Here is a 17108-nt window from a genome sequence, read left to right on the forward strand (position 1 = left end):
GGAGAAATCCATGCACAGTTCACAGCGCACCCGTTGGGCGAAGGGAGCAGCCGCCCTCGCGGCCGCCTCCTCGCTCGCTCTGCTCGCCGGTTGCACCAGCGCGCCCGCCGAGGGCGGAGGCTCCACCGGCGCCTCCGGCGAAGACGGCAAGTTCGTCATCGGCTTCGAACAGCCGCTCGGCGGTCAGGCCTGGCGCGAGATGGGCCTCGCCTCGCTGCAGGCCCTCGCCGCCACCCCCGAGTACGCCGACAAGGTCGAGCTCAAGATCGTGCGCACCAACGACAACGACGCCGCTCAGCAGAACGCCGCGATGCAGAACCTCATCGCCGACGGCGTCGACCTCATCCTCTTCGACCCCGCCTCCTCCTCCGGCGCCGACGCGGCCATCACCCAGGCCACCGCGCAGGGCATCCCGGTCATCGCCAACGGCGGCCCCTACGACTCTGAAGACGTGTACATCGTCTCCACCGACTGGGCGAACGCGGGCACCATCGGCGCCGACTGGCTGCTCGAGAACCTCGGCGACAACAAGAACATCGCGGTGCTCGAGGGTCTCGCGGGCGTGCCGCTGAACGAGGGCTCGATGCCCGGCGTCATCACCACGCTCGAAGACGGCGGCGCGAAGGTCGTCGCCCAAGACACCAACGGCTGGAACGAGGCGACCGCGCAGGAGGCCATGTCGAACATCCTGCGGTCCAACCCCGACATCGGCGGTGTGTACTCGTTCCTCACCGGAGGCCAGGGCGTACCCGAGGCCTTCAAGGCCGCGGGCCTTCCCTTCGTGCCCGTCGTCGGCGGCTCCGGCTACAACGGCGAGGCGTGCACCCTCGCCGACAACGCCGCTGCCGGTCTCAAGGGCAACATGGTGTTCGGTCAGCCTGCTATCTACGCCAAGGGTCTCGAGCAGGCCGTGAAGCTGCTCGAGGGCGAGGAGATCGAGAAGGAGCAGTACTACGAGCCGCTCCAGATCACCGAGGAGAACGCCGCCGACTACTGCATCGCCGACAAGCCGAACAACTTCCAGCTCGGCTACGACTTCCCCGGCCTCGACCTCACGCTCGACGAGGTTCTCGCCTTCTACTCCGGCTCCTAGGAGATCTTCGTGACCGACGTTCGACCGGGTGCCGCGACCACTGTCGCGGCACCCGCCGACGCCCTCCTCGTCGCGACCGAGCTCGTCAAGAGCTACGGTCCGGTGAAGGCGGTGCGCGGCGTGACCTTCCACTGCAACCCCGGCGAGGTGCTCGCGCTCGTCGGCGAGAACGGGGCCGGCAAGAGCACGGTCGCCAAGATGCTCGCCGGCGCCGTGACCCCCACCTCGGGCTCCATCACCGTCGCCGGCGAGCCGCTCGCCTCGGGGAGCGTCCGCCAGTCGCGCCTCTCGGGCGTGCGCTGCGCCTTCCAAGAACTCGCGCTCGTTCCCGACTGGACGGTCGCCGAGAACCTCTCGCTGCCCGACGGCGCTCCCCTGCGCGGCTTCTCGCAGAAGAAGGCCGTGGCGAAGTCGAAGGAGCTGCTCGCCGAGTTCCACCTCGGCCGCATCGACCCGCGCGCCGCCGTCGGCACCCTCTCGCTCGCCGACCGGCAGCTGGTCGAGATCGCCCGCGCCCTGGCCGGGCGCCCCAAGCTGCTCATCCTCGACGAGGCCTCCTCCGCCCTCACCCCGCCCGGAGTGCAGTGGCTGTTCGAGCGCATCCGCGAGCTCACCGCCCGCGGCGGCAGCGTCATCTACGTCTCGCACCGCCTGGGCGAGATCGCCGAGATCGCCGACCGCGGCACCGTACTCCGCGACGGCATGGTGGCGGGCGAGTTCACCCGCGGCTCGTGGACAGACGACGAGCTCATCTCGATGATGGCCGGCCGCGAGGCCGAGCGCTTCTTCCCCGACCCGCCCGAGCGCACGACGGATGCTGTGGTGCTGTCGGTCGACAACCTCCGCTCCGAGGGTCTGCACGGGGTGAGCCTCGAGCTCGGCGCCGGCGAGATCCTCGGCATCGGCGGGCTGCAGGGGCACGGCCAGGCCGAGCTGCTGCGGGCCCTGTTCGGAGCCACCCCGGCGGTCGCCGATTCGTGGACCGTGGGTGGAGCATCCGTTCGTCACGCGAACCCCGTCAGCTCGGTGCGCCGCGGGCTCGGCTACGTGCCCGAAGACCGCAAGCGCGAAGGTCTCGCGCTCGAGATGAGCGTGGGCGAGAACCTGCTCGCGCCCTGGTACAAGGCGTATCAGCTGGGCGGCCGGCCCCGGTTGGCGCAGGAGAAGGGCTGGATCGACGGCATCCTCAGCGCGCTGTCGGTGCGCACCCGCGGCGCGAACGAGACCTCGGGCTCGCTCTCGGGCGGCAACCAGCAGAAGCTCGTGTTCGGTCGCTGGATGGACCGTTCGCGCACGGTGATCCTGCTGCACGACCCCACCCGCGGCATCGACGTGCGGGCGAAGCAGGAGCTCTACGGGGCGATCGTCGACCTCGCCCGGCAGGGGGTCGGCATCCTCTGGTTCTCGACCGAGGTCGAGGAGCTCGTGCACGTGTGCCACCGCGTGGTGGTGCTCTACCAGGGGCAGGTGGCCGACGAACTCGTCGGCTCGCGCCTCACCGCCGACGCCGTCGTCGGAGCCGCGGTCGGCGCGACCGGCGGCATCACTCTCGCTTCAGGAGGTGCGCAGTGAGCGCCGTCAGCCCCAGCACCGCCCCGGCCTGGTCGCGGTGGTGGAACGCCTCGGGCGTCACCCGTCTCCGCCGCGAGGGCGCGGTCGCGCCCGTGCTGGCGTTCGTGGTGTTCTTCGTGGTCTACGTCATCATCAACCCCGCACTGCTCACGCGGTTCCAGCTGCAGACCGCGGCGAACCTCGTGGTGCCGCTGGTGCTCGTGGCGCTGGCCCAGCTCGTCATCGTGCTGGTGGGCGGCATCGACATCTCCATCGGCGCCATCATGAGCCTCGCGAACGTCGTGTTCGCGGTGCAGCTCGAGACCATGCCGGTGCCCGTCGCCATCCTGCTCTCCCTCGGTGTGGGGCTCGGCTGCGGCTTGTTCAACGGGTTCCTCGTGGCCTACGGCGGGTTGCCCGCCATCGCCGTGACACTGGCGTCGGCGTTCATCTTCGGTTCGCTCGCCCGCGAGGTGCTGGATGCGCCGGGTGGCGGGGTGACCAAGGAGATCTACCTCGCCACGAGCGGTGAGCTGCTGCCCTACCTCCCGGTGTCGCTGGTGTGGCTCGCGGTCATCGCGGTGCTGCTCTGGCTTCTGCTGCAGCGCACCTCGCTCGGGCGCCACATCTACGGTGTCGGCTCGAACATGGAGAGCGTGCGGGCCGCGGGCCTCAACGCCAAGCTCACGAAGCTGCTCGCGTTCGGGCTGGCGGGCGTGCTCACCTCGCTCGGCGCGATGATGCTCGCGTCGTCGACCGTCACCGGCGACCCGCGCTCGGGCGACCCTTACCTGCTCTCGTCCATCGCCGCCGTGGCGCTGGCGGGCGCGGTGTTCACGGGCGGTCGCGGATCGATCATCGGCACCATCCTCGCCGCCTGCACCCTCGGGCTGATCGGCAACCTGCTGTTCTTCGCCCGGGTCAACTCCTACTGGCAGTACGTCATCTCGGCGCTCATCATCGTGGCGGTCGTCGGCATCCCCGTCGTCTGGCGCAAGGTGGCGTTCCGTGTGAAGGGAAACCGCTCATGAGCACCGTCGCTCCTTCTGTCGGCAACGCGGCCGGCGCATCCGGGCCCGGCTCGGGCTCGTCCGGCTCCGGCTCCGGCTCCTCCGGCGCGGGCGACTCGCCCGACGGATCGGGGCGCAACACCGGCGCCACCGGGCGCTCCACCTTCGGCAGTGTCATCGCTCGGGTGCCGCGCGCCGTGTGGCCGCTCGTGGCGTTCCTGGTGCTGTTCGGCATCGGTGGCATCATCAGGCCGAACCTCATCACGGTCGACGCGCTGATCGGCACGGCGACCTTCGCGATCATCCTGGCCATCGCGTCGTTCGGGCAGACCATCGCGGTCATCCAGGCGGGAATCGACCTGTCGGTGCCGAACACGATCGGCTTCTCGGCGCTGGCGTTCCTCACCCTGGTCGGGCCGCTCGGGCCGTTCGGGGCCTTCGTGGCGGCGCTGCTCGCGGGAGCGGTGATCGGGTTCCTGAACGGCATCGTCATCGCGAAGCTCGGGCTCACGCCGATCGTCACGACGATCGCGATGAACGGGTTGCTGTTCGGGGTGATCCTGCTGGCGTTCAACTTCTCCGAGCTCACGGTCACGCCCGACTTCGTCATCGCGATGACCTCGGCGAAGATCTCGGTGCTCGGGCTGTCGATGCCCGCGGTGCTCCCGCTCGGCCTCGGGCTCATGCTCGTGCTGCAGCTGGTGCTCTCGTTCACCGGATGGGGCCGCTCGCTCTTCGTCGTCGGCTCGGCGGCCGAGACGGCGCGACTGGCGGGGCTGCCGGTCGACCGCATCCGTGTCGCGGGCTACATGCTGAGCGGCGGGCTCGCCGCCTTCGCCGGCATCGTCATCGTGGGGTACTACCAGCAGGCCTCGGCCACCATGGGCGCCTCGTATCTGCTGTCTTCGGTGGCGGCGGTCGTCGTCGGTGGCGCCTCGATCTTCGGCGGCCGCGGCTCGGTCGTCGGCACCGTCGGCGGCGCCCTCGTGCTCGCCCAGGTGTCGACGCTCGTGGCGGTGCTCAACCTCGGTGCGAACATCCAGCAGCTCATCTACGGGGTGATCATCCTCCTCGTCATCTCCCTCTACGGGCGGCGGCGGGCCTGATCCCCCCTCGACTGCGCGCAAAGTGCCCCCTCCTCGGCCGGGAGGGGGCACTTTGCGCCTGCTCGATGGTGGCGGATGCGCGGGACGGGGCGTGACGCGGGTCGGCCCGTAGCGAGCGACCACTCTCCTCGTGACCGCTGTGCGGGCGGGGGCCTGCCCCCCCCCCCCCGACTGTGCGCGAAGTGCCTCCTCCTCGGCCGGGAGGGGGCACTTTGCGCCCGCTCGGTGGGAGAGGACGCGCGGGGGAGGGGCGAGGGCGCGGGTCAGCCCGCGAACTCGAGGGTGGGGAGGCCCGGGGTGGGGGCGGGGGCCGTGAAGAGCGCGCCCGCGGCGGGCTGGTCGTGGGCGGGGAGGCCCTCGCGGGAGGTGGTGATGTAGAGGGTGCGGAGGTCGGGGCCGCCCAGGGTGCAGGAGGTGACCTGGGTGACGCCCGGCACCTCGACGACCTCGTCGAGCACCCCGTCGGCGTCGTAGTGGTGCACGGCCGAGCCGCCCCAGAGGGCGACCCACACCCCGCCCTCGGAGTCGACGCAGAGCCCGTCGGGGCTGCCCGACTCCTGCGGGATGACCACCCACGGGCGACGCACCCCGAGCGAGGCGTCGGGGCCCACCTGGAACACGTCGATGCGCTGCGTGGGGGTGTCGGCGTAGTAGGCGCGGGTGCCGTCGGCGGTGAAGCCGAGCCCGTTCGAGATGGTGAGGCCGCCGAAGAGCCGAATCACCTCGCGCCCAGCGAGCCGGTACATGCTCCCCGCCCCCTCGACGATGCCGTACGCGAGCGTGCCGCACAGCAGCCGACCCGCCGGGTCGCACGACCCCTCGTTGAACCGCAGCCCCTCCTCGAGCACCGGCGGAGAGATCCACTCCTTCTCGCCCTCGGCGTTCCACAGCGTGAACTCGCGCTCGTTCACCACGACGAAGCCCCCGGATGCACGAGGCCGCACCACACATGCCACCGGCGATCCGGTGTGCAGCCGGTCGACGCTGCCGTCGGCCCCGAGCGACAGCACGTCGCCCGCGAGCATGTCGACGAACTTCAGCCCGCCCCACCCCTCATGCCACACGGCACCCTCGCCGTGGTAGGTGACGGAGTCGGTCAGCTGCTCTGCTCGCATGCGACAAGGCTATCGGCGGCGCGTGGAGAGCGGCGCCCGACCGTGCTGGCCGGGCGCCGCCCGGGTCAGCCCCGCACGATCGCGAAGCCGGCGGGTGGGAGCACCACGGTGCGGAGGCCGCGCAGCTCGACCGAGCGCACGAGCTCGCCCGAGGAGTCGTACACGTGTGCCGTGCGGGGTGCCCCGTCGGCGCCGAGCTTCACCGGCACCGGGATGCGGAGCGAGTTCTGCGCCAGCTGCAGGGAGGCGTCGGCACCAGACGCGGCAAGCGTCGAGACCGCCGGGCGCACCAGGAGCGCGTCGAGTTGGGTCTCCCCCGCAAGGGCGCGCACCTCGACCATCGAGCGGCCCCCGGGAACCGGCACGGTGAGCCGGTCGGGCAGCAGTGCGCCGGGCACGGGGGTGATGCCCTGCTCGCCGACCTCCGACGAGACCGCGCCGAGCGGGATGCGACCACTGGTCCACGCCGTACGCGGGGTCTCGGCCGAGCCGCTCTCGACGTGCCAGGTGACGGGCTCGACGATGCGGGCTCCCGCCACGGCGCCGACGACCGCACCGAGGCCCCCGCGCGCCGCGTCGGCCGAGGCCGAGGCCGAGCCCGAGCCCGAGCCCGAGGCCGAAACCAAAGCCGCAGCCGCGTCGAGATCGAAGCTCGCCGTCTGCCCGGCCGTCAGGCTCAGGTAGTCGCCGTTCCACGACGACTCCTCCGTCCAGCTCGACTCCGGCGTCACCACCGTGCCGTCGGTCGTCACCGCGTCTTCGGCCTGCACCACGGTGAGCCCGTGGCGCGAGTCGAGGGTGGTCACCGTCTGAGCCAGCGCTGCGACGTCGGGATGCGCATCCAGCGCCAGCATCGACAGCAGCCCGTGGATGGTCGACTCCGCACCGGAGTTGCGGTTGATCGACCCGTCGGGCTGGATGCCGTCGTAGGTCACCCCCGTCGCCGGGTCGTACATCGGCTCGTCTGCGGGGTTCAGCCCGAAGAACCAGGCAGCCTGCAGCGCGGCGAGCTCGTCGAACGACTCCGAGCCGGAGGCGTCGGCCGTGGCGAGCAGGTTCTGCACGCGCGAGTCGGCTCCGTAGGCGATCTGCACCGTCTCGGTCGGCGAGGGGTACCAGCCGTTGTCGGGGCCACCCGCCGTCAGCAGGGTCGGAGCGAAGCGCGCCGACTCCACCACCGCGGGCTCGAGTAGCGCGGCGTCATCGAGAGCGACGGATGCGCGGGCGAGCGCTCCCGACATCTGCGACGACCAGGCGTGCCACATCGAGCGCGATTGCGCCCAGGGCAGCGCGGCGCCGTAGGGCCACGACCCGGCCCGATCCTCGGCGGCCCAGCGGTCGGCCGCACCGCCCGCGCCGTCGCGCGCCTCAGCACCGTCGACGGCACCGGCATCCGCCTCGACCGCAGGTGCCGCCGCGGCGTCGGCCGCGGCATCCGCCGCGCCGCCGGTGGTCGTGCGCGCCATCGCCGCGACACCCTCGGCGAGCTTCTCCGTCGACGACCGCACCGCCGCATCCTCCGGCGCCGCCTCGACGTAGGCGCTCAGCCCGAGCAGGGCCTCGGCCGTTGCATCCGCGCCGTCCACGATCAGCCACGCCGGAACGTCGACCCCGTCGGCCTTCACCGTCGTGCCGTAGTCGACCAGCACCTCGCGGTCGACCGCCGAGACTCCGAGCTGCAGTCGCTCCTGCAGAAAGGCGGCGAACTCAGGATCCTCGTCGCGGAAGGCCGCATACCCTTCGCCGAATGCCCAGAGCGTGCGAGCCAGCCAATAGCTCTCGGCCGAGTCGCTCGGATCGGGGAGTTCCACGGGCTCGGCGCTCGGGTTCAGCTCACCGTCGGGCTGCATCCAGAGCACAACGTTGCCCGCGTCGTCGCCCGAGTCGGTCTGGAAGTAGGCGAGGGCGCGCAGCACCTCGTAAGCCTTGTCGCGCGCCGCAGGATCACCCTGCTGCCAGGCGCGGAGATAGACCACGGCGGCCCGAGAGACGTCGTCGCTGTTGAAGGCGCCCTGGCCGTAGTCCCCGGTCTCGGGGTCGAGCGGGCCACCGCCGACGCGTTCGAAGGTGCCGCCGTCACGCGCATCCGCGTAGGTCCAGGGCAGGGTGAGGGTCGGCTCGGTGTCGAGCCGGTAGCTCGTGTGGCCCTCGACGGCCGCGGGTGTCACCTCGTCGAGGAGGAAGTCGAGGTGGGCGAGGTTCGTGAGCGACCCTTCCGCGCCCGCCGGAGCAAAGGGAGCAGCTGGGCCCGCCGGCGCGGCGACGGCGGCGGAGGCACCCCCCACCGCCCCGCCGATCACGAGCGTGGCCGCTGCGGCGAGCGCCGTCAGCCGACCCGGAGTGGATGTGGTTCTCATCGTCGAGCACCTTTCAACAGAGGGCAGAGGGTGGGGGGAGTGGATGCGCGGCTCAGGTGTGCACGAGCCGCGCGACGCCGATCTTCGAGTCGGCCATGCCGTAGAACACGTAGTGCGTGCCGTCGATCTCCTCGATGGCGGTGGGAAACACGACGTTCGGCACGATGCCCGAGCGCTCTTCCTCGGTCTCCGGGGCGAGCAGCGGTTCGGCGGTGCGCGCGATGACCCTCGACGGGTCGTCGCCGTCGAGCAGGATCGCTCCTGCGGCGTAGTTCACCTTCTGCTGCTGCGAGAAGGCGCTGTCGATGACTCCGGTCACCCCGTGGTGGATGAGCAGCCACCCCTCGGGCACCCGCAGCGGGGCGGGTCCGCCACCGATCTTGAGCTCCTCGAAGGGGAAGGCGGGCCCGGCGAGGAAGCGGTGCCTCGTCCAGCGGGTGAGGTTCGCCAGGTCGCGCTCGACCTCCTCCACCGGAACGTACGAGATCCAGATGCTCTGTCGCGCATCCGTCACCCCGGCGGGAAGTCGCACACCCTCGCCCGGCTTGGTCTCGCCCAGGTCCCACATGGGCCGGTGCAGCACCGCGTACGAGGGAGTGCCGTCGGGCGCGTTCACGACCTCGGGGAAGAAGACGGTGTCTTTGTTGTGGAAGAGCCCGAGGTCGATGGAGAGCTCGTCGTCGTAGGCGAAAGTGGCCGGCCCGAGTCGGCGCCAGTCACGCAGGTTCTCCGAGACGGCGAGCGCGGTGCGCGGCCCGAGGGGCCCGTACGCCACGTAGGTCATGACGTGGAGACCGGATGCTCCGAGCGACGGGACAAAGGTCACGCGCGGGTCTTCCACCCCGGCGTTGTTCGCCCCGCGCTCGAACTCGCGGTCGGGCTCGAGCACGACGCCCTCCCGCTCGACGCCCGCGGGCACACCGTCGGCGTCGAAGAGCACTCGCGCGAGGCCGACCCGCGAGACGTTGCCCGACGCGACGAGGCGTGGCAGCAGGTGCAGCACGCCGTCGCGGTCGCGACCGGCCGCGGGGTTCAGCACCCCCTCGGCTTCGAGCTCGTTGCCGGGCTCCGGCTCCATCACGATGCCGACGCGCTCGAGGCGGTAGGGCACTGTCGTTTCGGTGGTCGTCGGGGTCATGGTCATCCTTTCACTCCCGATCCGAGGTCGCTCGACACGAAATAGCGCTGGAACACGATGAACAGCACGACCACCGGGGCCGCGAGCACCACCGCGCCGGCGAGGATCGCACCGAACGGGTTGTCGGTCGACGCTGCGACCGTGGAGATGTAGTTCGCCAGCGATACAGCCAGGGGCTGCATCGAGGCGTCTTTGGTGATGAGGAACGGCCAGAGGAACTCGTTCCACGGGCCGATGAAGGTCAGCAGCACCGCGGTCACGAGCGCCGGCCGCACGAGTGGGAGGGCGACGCTCCAGAGCAGGCGGAGTTCGCCCGCCCCGTCGATGCGGGCCGCCTCGAACAGCTCCTTCGGCAGCTGCAGGAAGTACTGCCGGAAGATGATCACCGCCGTCGAGTTGATGAGGAACGGCAGGATCATGCCGAGATGCGTGTCGGAGAGCCCGTAATCGCGGGCGATCAGCACGTACAGCGGAATCTGAAGCAGCTGGAACGGGATGACCTGCACCAGGAGGGCCAGCGCGAAGGTCGCGTTGCGGCCGCGCCACTGCAGCATGGCCAGCGCGTAGCCCGCGAGCACTCCGAACACGACGGTGCCGAGGAGCACACCACCCGTGAAGATGCCCGAGTTCACGAGCCCCGAGAACAGGTTGATGCGCTCGTTCACGTTCACGTAGTTGTCGACGGTGAGGTTCGCCGGGTTGGGGAACGCCCCCGCGATGGTGGGGTCGGTCTTCTTCTGCAGCGACCCGATGATCATGTAGTAGAAGGGGAACAGGAACGCCACCGCGCCCAGGAAGAGCATCGCGTAGCGCGCGATCGCCCCTCCACGGCCGGTGCGGGGGCGACCGGTGCGTGCTGTCGACGTCATGACTCCCTCTCCCCGACGAAGCGGTTCTGGATGAACGCGATGATGAGCACACCGATCACCAGCACGATGCCGATGGCGGCAGCGACATCCGGTTGCCCTTGCTGGATGCCGAGCTGATACATCATGAGCACCGGCGAGGTGGAGGCGCCGTTGGGGCCGCCGCCCGCGGTGAGCAGGTACGGCTCGGTGAAGAGATTCGCCCCCGTCACGGTGGAGATGAGCAACACCAGGAGCGTCGCGGGCCGCACTCCGGGCACGGTGACCGAGAAGAACTGACGGATGCGCCCGGCACCGTCGGTCGCCGCCGACTCGTACAGCTCCTTGGGCACGTTCTGCAGCGCCGCCAGGTACAGCAGGATGTAGAACCCGAGCTGCTTCCAGGTGACGTAGAGCGCGATCACCGGCATCGCCAGGTGCTCGTTGATGAGCCACGACGGGTCGGGAGCGAGCGGGCCGAGGATCGTGTTCACGAGGCCGCTGCCGTTGAACAGGAACAGCCACACCGCGACCACCGCGACACTCGCCGTGACGTACGGCACGTAGTAGCTCACCCGCAGGAAGGTACGGGCGTGCACCGCCCGGTTCAGCGCGGAGGCGAGCAGCAGCGACAGGATGACGGTGAGCGGCACATTGATGACCAGGAAGACGCCCACGTTCGCGAAGGAGCGGAGCACCTGGTCGTTCGTGAAGGCGTAGACGTAGTTGTCGAAGCCGACGAACGGTCGGGGCGGGTTGGCGCCCGGGGCTGCGAAGAAGAAGTCGTGGAACGAGATCCACACCGCGTAGACGATGGGGAACGCGAACACCAGGATGACGAACGCCAGGTAGGGCGAGCTGAACAGCAGCCCGAGCGGCTGGCGCCCGACGATCCGATGCCACAGCGACCGCTTCGCCCCCGGTGGGGTGGCGAGGGTTGTCATGACGACTCCTACGGCTGGGTGGCCAGGTCGTCGATCTTGGCGGCAGCGTCGTCGAGCGCCTTGTCGACATCGCCTTCGCCGAAGATCACCGACTTGCTCCACGCGTCGCGGAAGGTCTGCATGATCTGCACCGTGTTGGGCCCCGCAGGCACCTCCACCGTGCGGCTCGCCTGGTCGCCGAAGGCGACGTACTCAGGGTTCGCCGAGAAATAGTCGGCGTACACGGTCGGCAGGTCCTGGCGCAGCGGCATCTGGCCGGTGGCTTCGAGGAAGGCGCCGTCCTGCTCCTCGCTGGTGGCGAACTTCAGAACCTCCCACGCAGTGCCCTTGTTCTCGCAGGCCGAGAACAAGCCGATGTTCTTGGCGTCGCTGAAGGTCCAGACTTCGTCGGCCGGCGTGGCCTCAGGGGTGGGCACGGGCACCGAGCCGAAGTTCATGTCGCCATAGACCGAGATGGCCCAGGGGCCCACGATCGCCATGGCCGCCTGGCCGTCGGCGAAGGCGTCGCCCTGGTACTGCTCCTGGCCGGCGAGCTTCTGGTCGTAGAGGTCGCGCCAGAACTGCGCCACCTCGTAGCCGCTCTCGTCGGCGAAGGTCGCCTTACCGTCTTCGACGATCTGCGAGCCCCCGGTGGCGGCCGCGTACAGGGGGTAGAAGTCGAACTGCATCTGGAAGAACTCGCTCGTCGGCGCCGGCTGGATGGCGGCCGGGGCGACGCCGGCGTCGACCAGGGTCTTCGAGGTGGCGAGGAAGTCGTCGTAGGTCGACAGCTTCGGGTTCTCCGGGTCGAGGCCGGCCTTCGCGAACAGATCCTTGTTGTAGAAGATGACGACGGGGTTCGACTTCCAGGGGAACTGGAAGTACTGGCCGTCGGCGTTCTGGTACTGCTTCGCGAGTTCGCCCGAGCGCTCCTCGATGTAGCTGGCCCCGTCGGGGAAGCTGGAGAGGTCGACGAGACCGCCCTGCTTCTCGAACTGGCCCACGGCGCTCGGAGCGGTGTTCAGCACGAGGCAGGGGGCGTTGCCGGCCGTGATCGCGGCACCGATCACCTCTTCGCTCGACTTGCCGGCCGGGATCTCCTGGGCGGTGATCTGCTCATCCGGGTGCTCGGCGTTCCAGGCCTCCACCATCTGCTTGCCCCAGCCCACCTCGGCCTCGTTGTTGGAGTACCAGATGGTGATCGGGCCCGTGGCGGTGAGGTCACTCGAGGCGCCTCCTCCGCCGCCGGAACAAGCGGCGAGCCCGAGGGTCACGGTGAGGGCGGTGGCGACCGCGGCGGTGCGGCCCACTCGTCTCGCGGTGGCGGTGCTGCGGTTCTTCGACGGCCTCGTCGCTGAGGCCTTCCGGTTCTGCACGGTCGTGCTCCTTTCTGAGGCGGCTGGAGCCGCGGTTGCTCAAGCCCTTGCGGGCCCGGTCGAGGCGCGCACTACGAGGTGCGCGGGGTCGAGTTCGATGTCGGGAACGGATGCGGCGGCCGACGCTGCCGCGGCCGTTCCGTTCGCGCGTGACGAGATGGCCACGAGCAGGGCGCGGGCCGCGGCCTCGCCCCAGAGCAGCGGGTCGGACCGCACGGAGGTGAGCGCGGGGTAGACGTAACGGGCGAGCTCGGAGTCGTCGAAGCCCGTGATGGAGAGGTCGTCGGGAATGCGGAGGCCTCGCTCATGGGCGACGCCGAGCCCGGCGATGGCCATGGGGTCGTTGTCGAAGACGATCGCCGTCGGCGGGTCGGCGAGGTCGAGCAGCCGGGCGGTCGCCGAGGCCCCCTGGGCCGCGGTGAAGTCGGTCTCGACCACGAGCTCGTCGACGACGGGCAGGCCTGCGGAGGCCATCGCCTCGCGGAAGGCGGCGTGCCGCCGCTGCGCGTGCATCATGCGGTGGGGGCCGACGACGTGGGCGATGCGGCGGTGACCGTGCTCGACGAGGTGGGCGACCGCGGCGCGGGTGCCCGCGGTGTCGTCGAGCACGACAGCGGGGAAGGCCGTCGAGTCTCCCGTGCGGCCGAGGGTGACGGCGGCGAGACCGAGGGCCCCGACGAGCGGCACGCGGGGGTCACCGTCGCGGAGGTCGGTGAGGAAGACCCCGTCGACCCGCTTGTCGGCGGCGAGCGAGCGGTAGACGGCCTCCTCGTCGTCGTCACCCCTGACGACACTGAGCACCAAGGCGCGGCCCTCGGCGGAGAGAACCCGCTCGACGCCCGCGATGAAGGCGGGGAAGAAGGGGTCGGCGCTCAAGATCTCGGGATCGCGGGCGATGACGAGGCCGACGGCGTAGGAGGTGCTCGTCGAGAGCGACCGCGCGCTGAGGCTCGGGCGGTAGTCGAGCTCGCGGGCCACTTCGAGGATGCGCGACCTGGTCTCGGCGGAGACCCCGGGCCGGTCGTTCAGCGCGAACGACACGAGCCCCTTGCTCACCCCGGCCGCCCGCGCCACGTCGGTGATGGTGGGTTTCGAGTTCGCCATCGTCCCTCCCGTGGTCGCGTCGTTGCGGCGGACGCTTGGAGAGCATCCCGAACCGGTTTAGGGAGAGACTATACCGGTTTAGCCCACCCCCGCAAGGGGGGCAGGGCGTCAGACCGTCGCGCGGCGGTAGAGCCGCCACTGATGGGCGACCGTCGCGAGCATCACGATGCAGGCGGCGACGAGGAGCACGGGGGCGCCGATGCGGAGGATGACGAAGGGGGTCTCGAACAGGAAGGCTCCGACGAGGGCCCAGCCCTCCTTCTGCCACAGGCCCGGCGTGAGATACCAGGCGCCCGGGGTGAACAACGACTCGAAGACGCTGTTGCCCGAGACCACGAGCACGAAGACGAGGAGCAGGTAGAGCGCGGCGATGCCGCCCGTGACGCCGAGGGCCCGGCGGTAGCGCAGCGCCCGCGACGAGGGGTCGGAGAAGATCTCGGTGTCGGCGCGTTCGGCCGAGGAGGCGAAGTACTGGGTGCCGCTCGTGCGCGTGCCGGCGAGGTGCCGCCATCCGGCGTCGGCGAAGAGCGTGACGTAGTCGTCGAAGTCGGCGGCGCTCATGGTGGGCCGGTAGTCGACGCGCACCACGGCGGAGCCGGGTTCGACGGGCGCGAAGGCGTAGAGCGGGCCCGCCTTGTGCACGAGGCGCCCCTCGGCCGCCTGTCGATTGAGCCACCGCTCTTCCTTGTCGAAGTCGGCGAAGATCTTGAATGACGTGTTCATCGTTCCTCCTTCTGGGGCGCCTGCGTTCGGGTGAGCTCGAACAGGCTCACGAGGTGCGCCATGCGTTCGGCGTCGCGGGTGAGCGTCTGGTAGCCGAGCTCGGTGATCTGGTAGACCTTGCGGCGGGCATCGGCACTCGCCATCCGTGCGATGAGCTTCTGCTTCTCGAGGTTCTCGAGGGCGCCGTACATCGTGCCCGGCGCCAGTCTCACCGCCCCGTCGCTCATCGATTCCACCCGCGCCATCACCGCGTACCCATGGCCGGGCTCGACCAGGGCCAACAGCGTGTACGCGACCGTCTCCGTGAGCGGCAGGTGCGGATCCCTCATGGCGACTCCCTTCATCAGTTCAACTGTACAGTCGGCAGATATACAGTGCAACTGAATAGCCCGAGGCGGCCGGCTCTCGTCGCCGGCTCGCGTGGCATGATCGGTAGGTGACCGACCAGCCGTACCTCGCGTCCCCCACCCGCTACGACGACATGCTCTACACGCGCTCCGGGCGCAGCGGACTGAAGCTCCCCGCACTCTCGCTCGGGCTCTGGCACAACTTCGGCCACGAGCGCCCGATCGAGACCCAGCGGGCGATCATCCGTCGCGCCTTCGACTTGGGCGTCACGCACTTCGACCTGGCCAACAACTACGGCCCGCCTCCCGGCTCGGCCGAGACCAACTTCGGCCGCATCTTCGCCGAAGACCTGGCGCGCTACCGCGACGAGATCATCGTCTCGTCGAAGGCCGGCTACCACATGTGGGAAGGGCCGTACGGGGAGTGGGGGTCGCGCAAGAACCTGCTCGCGTCGCTCGACCAGTCGCTCGGGCGGCTCGGTCTCGACTACGTCGACATCTTCTACTCGCACCGCTTCGACCCCGAGACGCCGCTCGAGGAGACGATGGGCGCGCTCGCCACCGCCGTGCAGACGGGCCGCGCGCTCTACGTGGGGGTGTCGAACTACTCGCCCGAGCAGACGCGCGAGGCGGCGCGGCTGCTCGCCGAGCACAAGATCCCTCTCACCATCCACCAGCCGCGTTACTCGATGTTCGATCGGCACATCGAGGACGGGCTGCTGCCGGTGCTCGATGAGGTCGGGGCGGGCAGCATCGTCTTCTCCCCTCTCGCCCAGGGCCTTCTCACCGACCGCTACCTCGACGGCACCGTGCCGTCCGACTCGCGCGCGGCGACCTCGCACTTCCTGTCGGAGAAGGGCATCGACGAGGAGTACCTCGCCCGGGCCCGCGCACTGAACGAGATCGCGGCTTCGCGCGGCCAGACGCTGGCGCAGCTCGCGCTGAGCTGGGTGCTGCGACACCCGCAGGTGACCTCGGCGCTCATCGGCGCGTCGAGCGTGGCGCAGCTCGAGCAGAACGTGGCGGCACTGGATGCGGACCCGCTGTCGGCCGAGGAGGTCGCCGCGATCGAGCCCCACGCCGTGCACGGCACCGGGCAGAACCGTGGTTGAGGCGGGCGCGGCAGCCGGGTCTCCCGGACTCAACTGGGCCGGCACCCACCGCTACGCCGCCGACCGCCTCGCCGAACCAGCCTCGATCGCCGAGGCGCAGCGGCTTGTCGCATCCGCTTCTCGGGTGCGTGCGCTGGGCTCGCGCCACTCCTTCAACGACATCGCCGACCCCGGCGAGGGCGGGCTGCTGCTCAGCCTCGCCGCCCTGTCGGGCGAGGAGGCCTCGATCGAGATCGACACGGATGCGCGCACGGTCACCGTCGCATCGGCCACCCGCTACGCCGCCCTCGCCACGCACCTCGAGCAGCACGGCTGGGCGCTCGAGAACATGGGCTCGCTCCCCCACATCTCGGTCGGCGGAGCGACGGCCACCGGCACCCACGGCTCGGGCGAGCGCAACCGCAACCTCTCGGCGGCCGTGGTCGGCATCGAGCTGATCGACGGCTCGGGCTCACTCGTCACCCTCACCGAGTCGGGCGACCCGGAGCGCTTCCCGGGTGCCGTCATCGCCCTCGGCGCGCTCGGCGTCGTGACGCGACTGACCCTCCGTATCGTGCCGAGTTACCGGATGCGCCAAGACGTCTACCTCGATCTCCCGTGGGCGTCGGTCGAGTCCGACTTCGACGCGGTGATGGGCGGTGCGTACTCGGTGAGCCTGTTCACCGACTGGCGGGAGTCGGGGCCGCATCAGGTGTGGGTGAAGGCGGTGGTGTCGTCGTCAGCGCCTCTGACTCCCGCGATCGAGCCGGGCCTCGGCTATTTCGGCGCGGTCTCGGCGGGCGAGAAGGTGATGTCGCCAGCCGACGAGGGCCACGACAACACCACCGTGCAGGGGGGCGTCGTGGGGCCGTGGTGCGAGCGGCTTCCCCACTTCCGCATCGATGCGACACCGTCGAACGGCGACGAGATCCAGTCCGAGTACTTCGTCGACCGCTCGTCGGCCCTCGACGCCATCGCGGCGGTACGGGGTCTGGGGGCGCGCATCCGGCCGCACCTGCTGGTGTCGGAGATCCGCGCCGTCGCGGGCGACCCGCAGTGGCTGAGCCCGACTCGCGGGGTCGACTCCGTGGCCCTCCACTTCACGTGGAAGAACGAGCCCGACTCCGTGCGGGAGCTGCTCCCCGTGCTCGAGGCCGCGCTCGCCCCCTTCGAGGCCCGCCCCCACTGGGGCAAGTGGTTCGCGGCCGACGCCTCGACCCTCGCACCCCTCTACCCCGCCCTCCCCCGCTTCGCGGCCCTCGCCGACTCCCTCGACCCGGAGCACCGCTTCCGCAACCCCTACCTCGCGCGCGTGCTGGGGCTCTGAGA

15 protein-coding genes are annotated in these 17108 nt (G+C 70.3%); 6 read left to right on the forward strand and 9 right to left on the reverse strand.

The genetic code is table 11. The annotated features are described in order from the left end of the window. Positions 1-10 precede the first annotated feature (10 nt). Genes HL652_RS16590 through HL652_RS16605 form a run of 4 tightly spaced genes read left to right on the forward strand, consistent with a single transcriptional unit; the run spans position 11 to position 4760 of the window. Positions 11-1093, forward strand: coding sequence for a substrate-binding domain-containing protein (locus HL652_RS16590; RefSeq protein ID WP_171706332.1), 1083 nt, complete (start codon positions 11-13; stop codon positions 1091-1093). A gap of 9 nt (positions 1094-1102) precedes the next feature. Then, positions 1103-2665, forward strand: a complete 1563-nt coding sequence (locus HL652_RS16595) for a sugar ABC transporter ATP-binding protein (RefSeq protein ID WP_171706333.1) — start codon at positions 1103-1105, stop codon at positions 2663-2665. Further along, on the forward strand, positions 2662-3675 hold the full coding sequence (locus HL652_RS16600; RefSeq protein WP_171706334.1) for an ABC transporter permease: 1014 nt from the start codon (positions 2662-2664) through the stop codon (positions 3673-3675). The genes HL652_RS16595 and HL652_RS16600 overlap by 4 nt, the downstream gene beginning before the upstream one ends. Then, a complete protein-coding gene (locus tag HL652_RS16605) occupies positions 3672-4760 on the forward strand; it encodes an ABC transporter permease (RefSeq protein WP_171706335.1) in 1089 nt (362 codons plus the stop codon). Before HL652_RS16600 ends, HL652_RS16605 begins: the two co-directional genes overlap by 4 nt. Before the next feature lie 263 nt (positions 4761-5023). Here the strand turns inward: HL652_RS16605 and HL652_RS16610 are convergent, their stop codons facing one another. The 9 genes from HL652_RS16610 to HL652_RS16650 form a co-directional block, all read right to left on the reverse strand. Next, positions 5024-5875 (reverse strand): SMP-30/gluconolactonase/LRE family protein, encoded by an 852-nt coding sequence (locus HL652_RS16610; RefSeq protein ID WP_171706336.1) that lies wholly within the window; start codon positions 5873-5875, stop codon positions 5024-5026. A gap of 65 nt (positions 5876-5940) precedes the next feature. After that, positions 5941-8232, reverse strand: coding sequence for a hypothetical protein (locus tag HL652_RS21530; protein WP_216603923.1), 2292 nt, complete (start codon positions 8230-8232; stop codon positions 5941-5943). 52 nt (positions 8233-8284) lie between these two features. Further along, entirely contained in the window at positions 8285-9376 is a 1092-nt protein-coding gene (locus HL652_RS16620; RefSeq protein WP_371743518.1) for a glycoside hydrolase family 130 protein, read from the reverse strand. Then, positions 9373-10239 (reverse strand): carbohydrate ABC transporter permease, encoded by an 867-nt coding sequence (locus tag HL652_RS16625; RefSeq protein ID WP_171706338.1) that lies wholly within the window; start codon positions 10237-10239, stop codon positions 9373-9375. Before HL652_RS16625 ends, HL652_RS16620 begins: the two co-directional genes overlap by 4 nt. Further along, entirely contained in the window at positions 10236-11159 is a 924-nt protein-coding gene (locus HL652_RS16630) for a carbohydrate ABC transporter permease (protein ID WP_171706339.1), read from the reverse strand. Before HL652_RS16630 ends, HL652_RS16625 begins: the two co-directional genes overlap by 4 nt. Before the next feature lie 8 nt (positions 11160-11167). After that, positions 11168-12448 (reverse strand): extracellular solute-binding protein, encoded by a 1281-nt coding sequence (locus HL652_RS16635; protein ID WP_171707415.1) that lies wholly within the window; start codon positions 12446-12448, stop codon positions 11168-11170. Positions 12449-12553: 105 nt separating this feature from the next. Beyond that, positions 12554-13618 (reverse strand): LacI family DNA-binding transcriptional regulator, encoded by a 1065-nt coding sequence (locus tag HL652_RS16640; protein ID WP_171706340.1) that lies wholly within the window; start codon positions 13616-13618, stop codon positions 12554-12556. Between the two features lie 108 nt (positions 13619-13726). After that, positions 13727-14341, reverse strand: coding sequence for a DUF2812 domain-containing protein (locus HL652_RS16645; protein ID WP_171706341.1), 615 nt, complete (start codon positions 14339-14341; stop codon positions 13727-13729). After that, positions 14338-14685 (reverse strand): PadR family transcriptional regulator, encoded by a 348-nt coding sequence (locus tag HL652_RS16650; protein WP_216603924.1) that lies wholly within the window; start codon positions 14683-14685, stop codon positions 14338-14340. The genes HL652_RS16645 and HL652_RS16650 overlap by 4 nt, the downstream gene beginning before the upstream one ends. 137 nt (positions 14686-14822) lie before the next feature. On the opposite strand from HL652_RS16650, the gene HL652_RS16655 reads away from it, so the two are divergent. Together HL652_RS16655 and HL652_RS16660 are read left to right on the forward strand one after the other, a co-directional pair. After that, on the forward strand, positions 14823-15800 hold the full coding sequence (locus HL652_RS16655; protein ID WP_253743904.1) for an aldo/keto reductase: 978 nt from the start codon (positions 14823-14825) through the stop codon (positions 15798-15800). Then, positions 15793-17106 (forward strand): FAD-binding protein, encoded by a 1314-nt coding sequence (locus HL652_RS16660; protein ID WP_253743398.1) that lies wholly within the window; start codon positions 15793-15795, stop codon positions 17104-17106. Before HL652_RS16655 ends, HL652_RS16660 begins: the two co-directional genes overlap by 8 nt. Positions 17107-17108: the final 2 nt, after the last annotated feature.

Origin of the sequence: Herbiconiux sp. SALV-R1 (assembly GCF_013113715.1) — a bacterium.
Lineage (GTDB): Bacteria > Actinomycetota > Actinomycetes > Actinomycetales > Microbacteriaceae > Herbiconiux.

What these genes read in the sequence shown, in the direction of transcription:
- HL652_RS16645 (WP_171706341.1), bottom strand. Translation starts at nt 14,341, where the DNA reads ATGAACACGTCATTCAAGATCTTCGCCGACTTCGACAAGGAAGAGCGG.
- HL652_RS16610 (WP_171706336.1), bottom strand. Translation starts at nt 5,875, where the DNA reads ATGCGAGCAGAGCAGCTGACCGACTCCGTCACCTACCACGGCGAGGGT.
- HL652_RS16640 (WP_171706340.1), bottom strand. Translation starts at nt 13,618, where the DNA reads ATGGCGAACTCGAAACCCACCATCACCGACGTGGCGCGGGCGGCCGGG.
- HL652_RS16620 (WP_371743518.1), bottom strand. Translation starts at nt 9,376, where the DNA reads ATGACCATGACCCCGACGACCACCGAAACGACAGTGCCCTACCGCCTC.
- HL652_RS16625 (WP_171706338.1), bottom strand. Translation starts at nt 10,239, where the DNA reads ATGACGTCGACAGCACGCACCGGTCGCCCCCGCACCGGCCGTGGAGGG.
- HL652_RS16590 (WP_171706332.1), top strand. Translation starts at nt 11, where the DNA reads ATGCACAGTTCACAGCGCACCCGTTGGGCGAAGGGAGCAGCCGCCCTC.
- HL652_RS16650 (WP_216603924.1), bottom strand. Translation starts at nt 14,685, where the DNA reads ATGAAGGGAGTCGCCATGAGGGATCCGCACCTGCCGCTCACGGAGACG.
- HL652_RS21530 (WP_216603923.1), bottom strand. Translation starts at nt 8,232, where the DNA reads ATGAGAACCACATCCACTCCGGGTCGGCTGACGGCGCTCGCCGCAGCG.
- HL652_RS16655 (WP_253743904.1), top strand. Translation starts at nt 14,823, where the DNA reads ATGCTCTACACGCGCTCCGGGCGCAGCGGACTGAAGCTCCCCGCACTC.
- HL652_RS16630 (WP_171706339.1), bottom strand. Translation starts at nt 11,159, where the DNA reads ATGACAACCCTCGCCACCCCACCGGGGGCGAAGCGGTCGCTGTGGCAT.
- HL652_RS16605 (WP_171706335.1), top strand. Translation starts at nt 3,672, where the DNA reads ATGAGCACCGTCGCTCCTTCTGTCGGCAACGCGGCCGGCGCATCCGGG.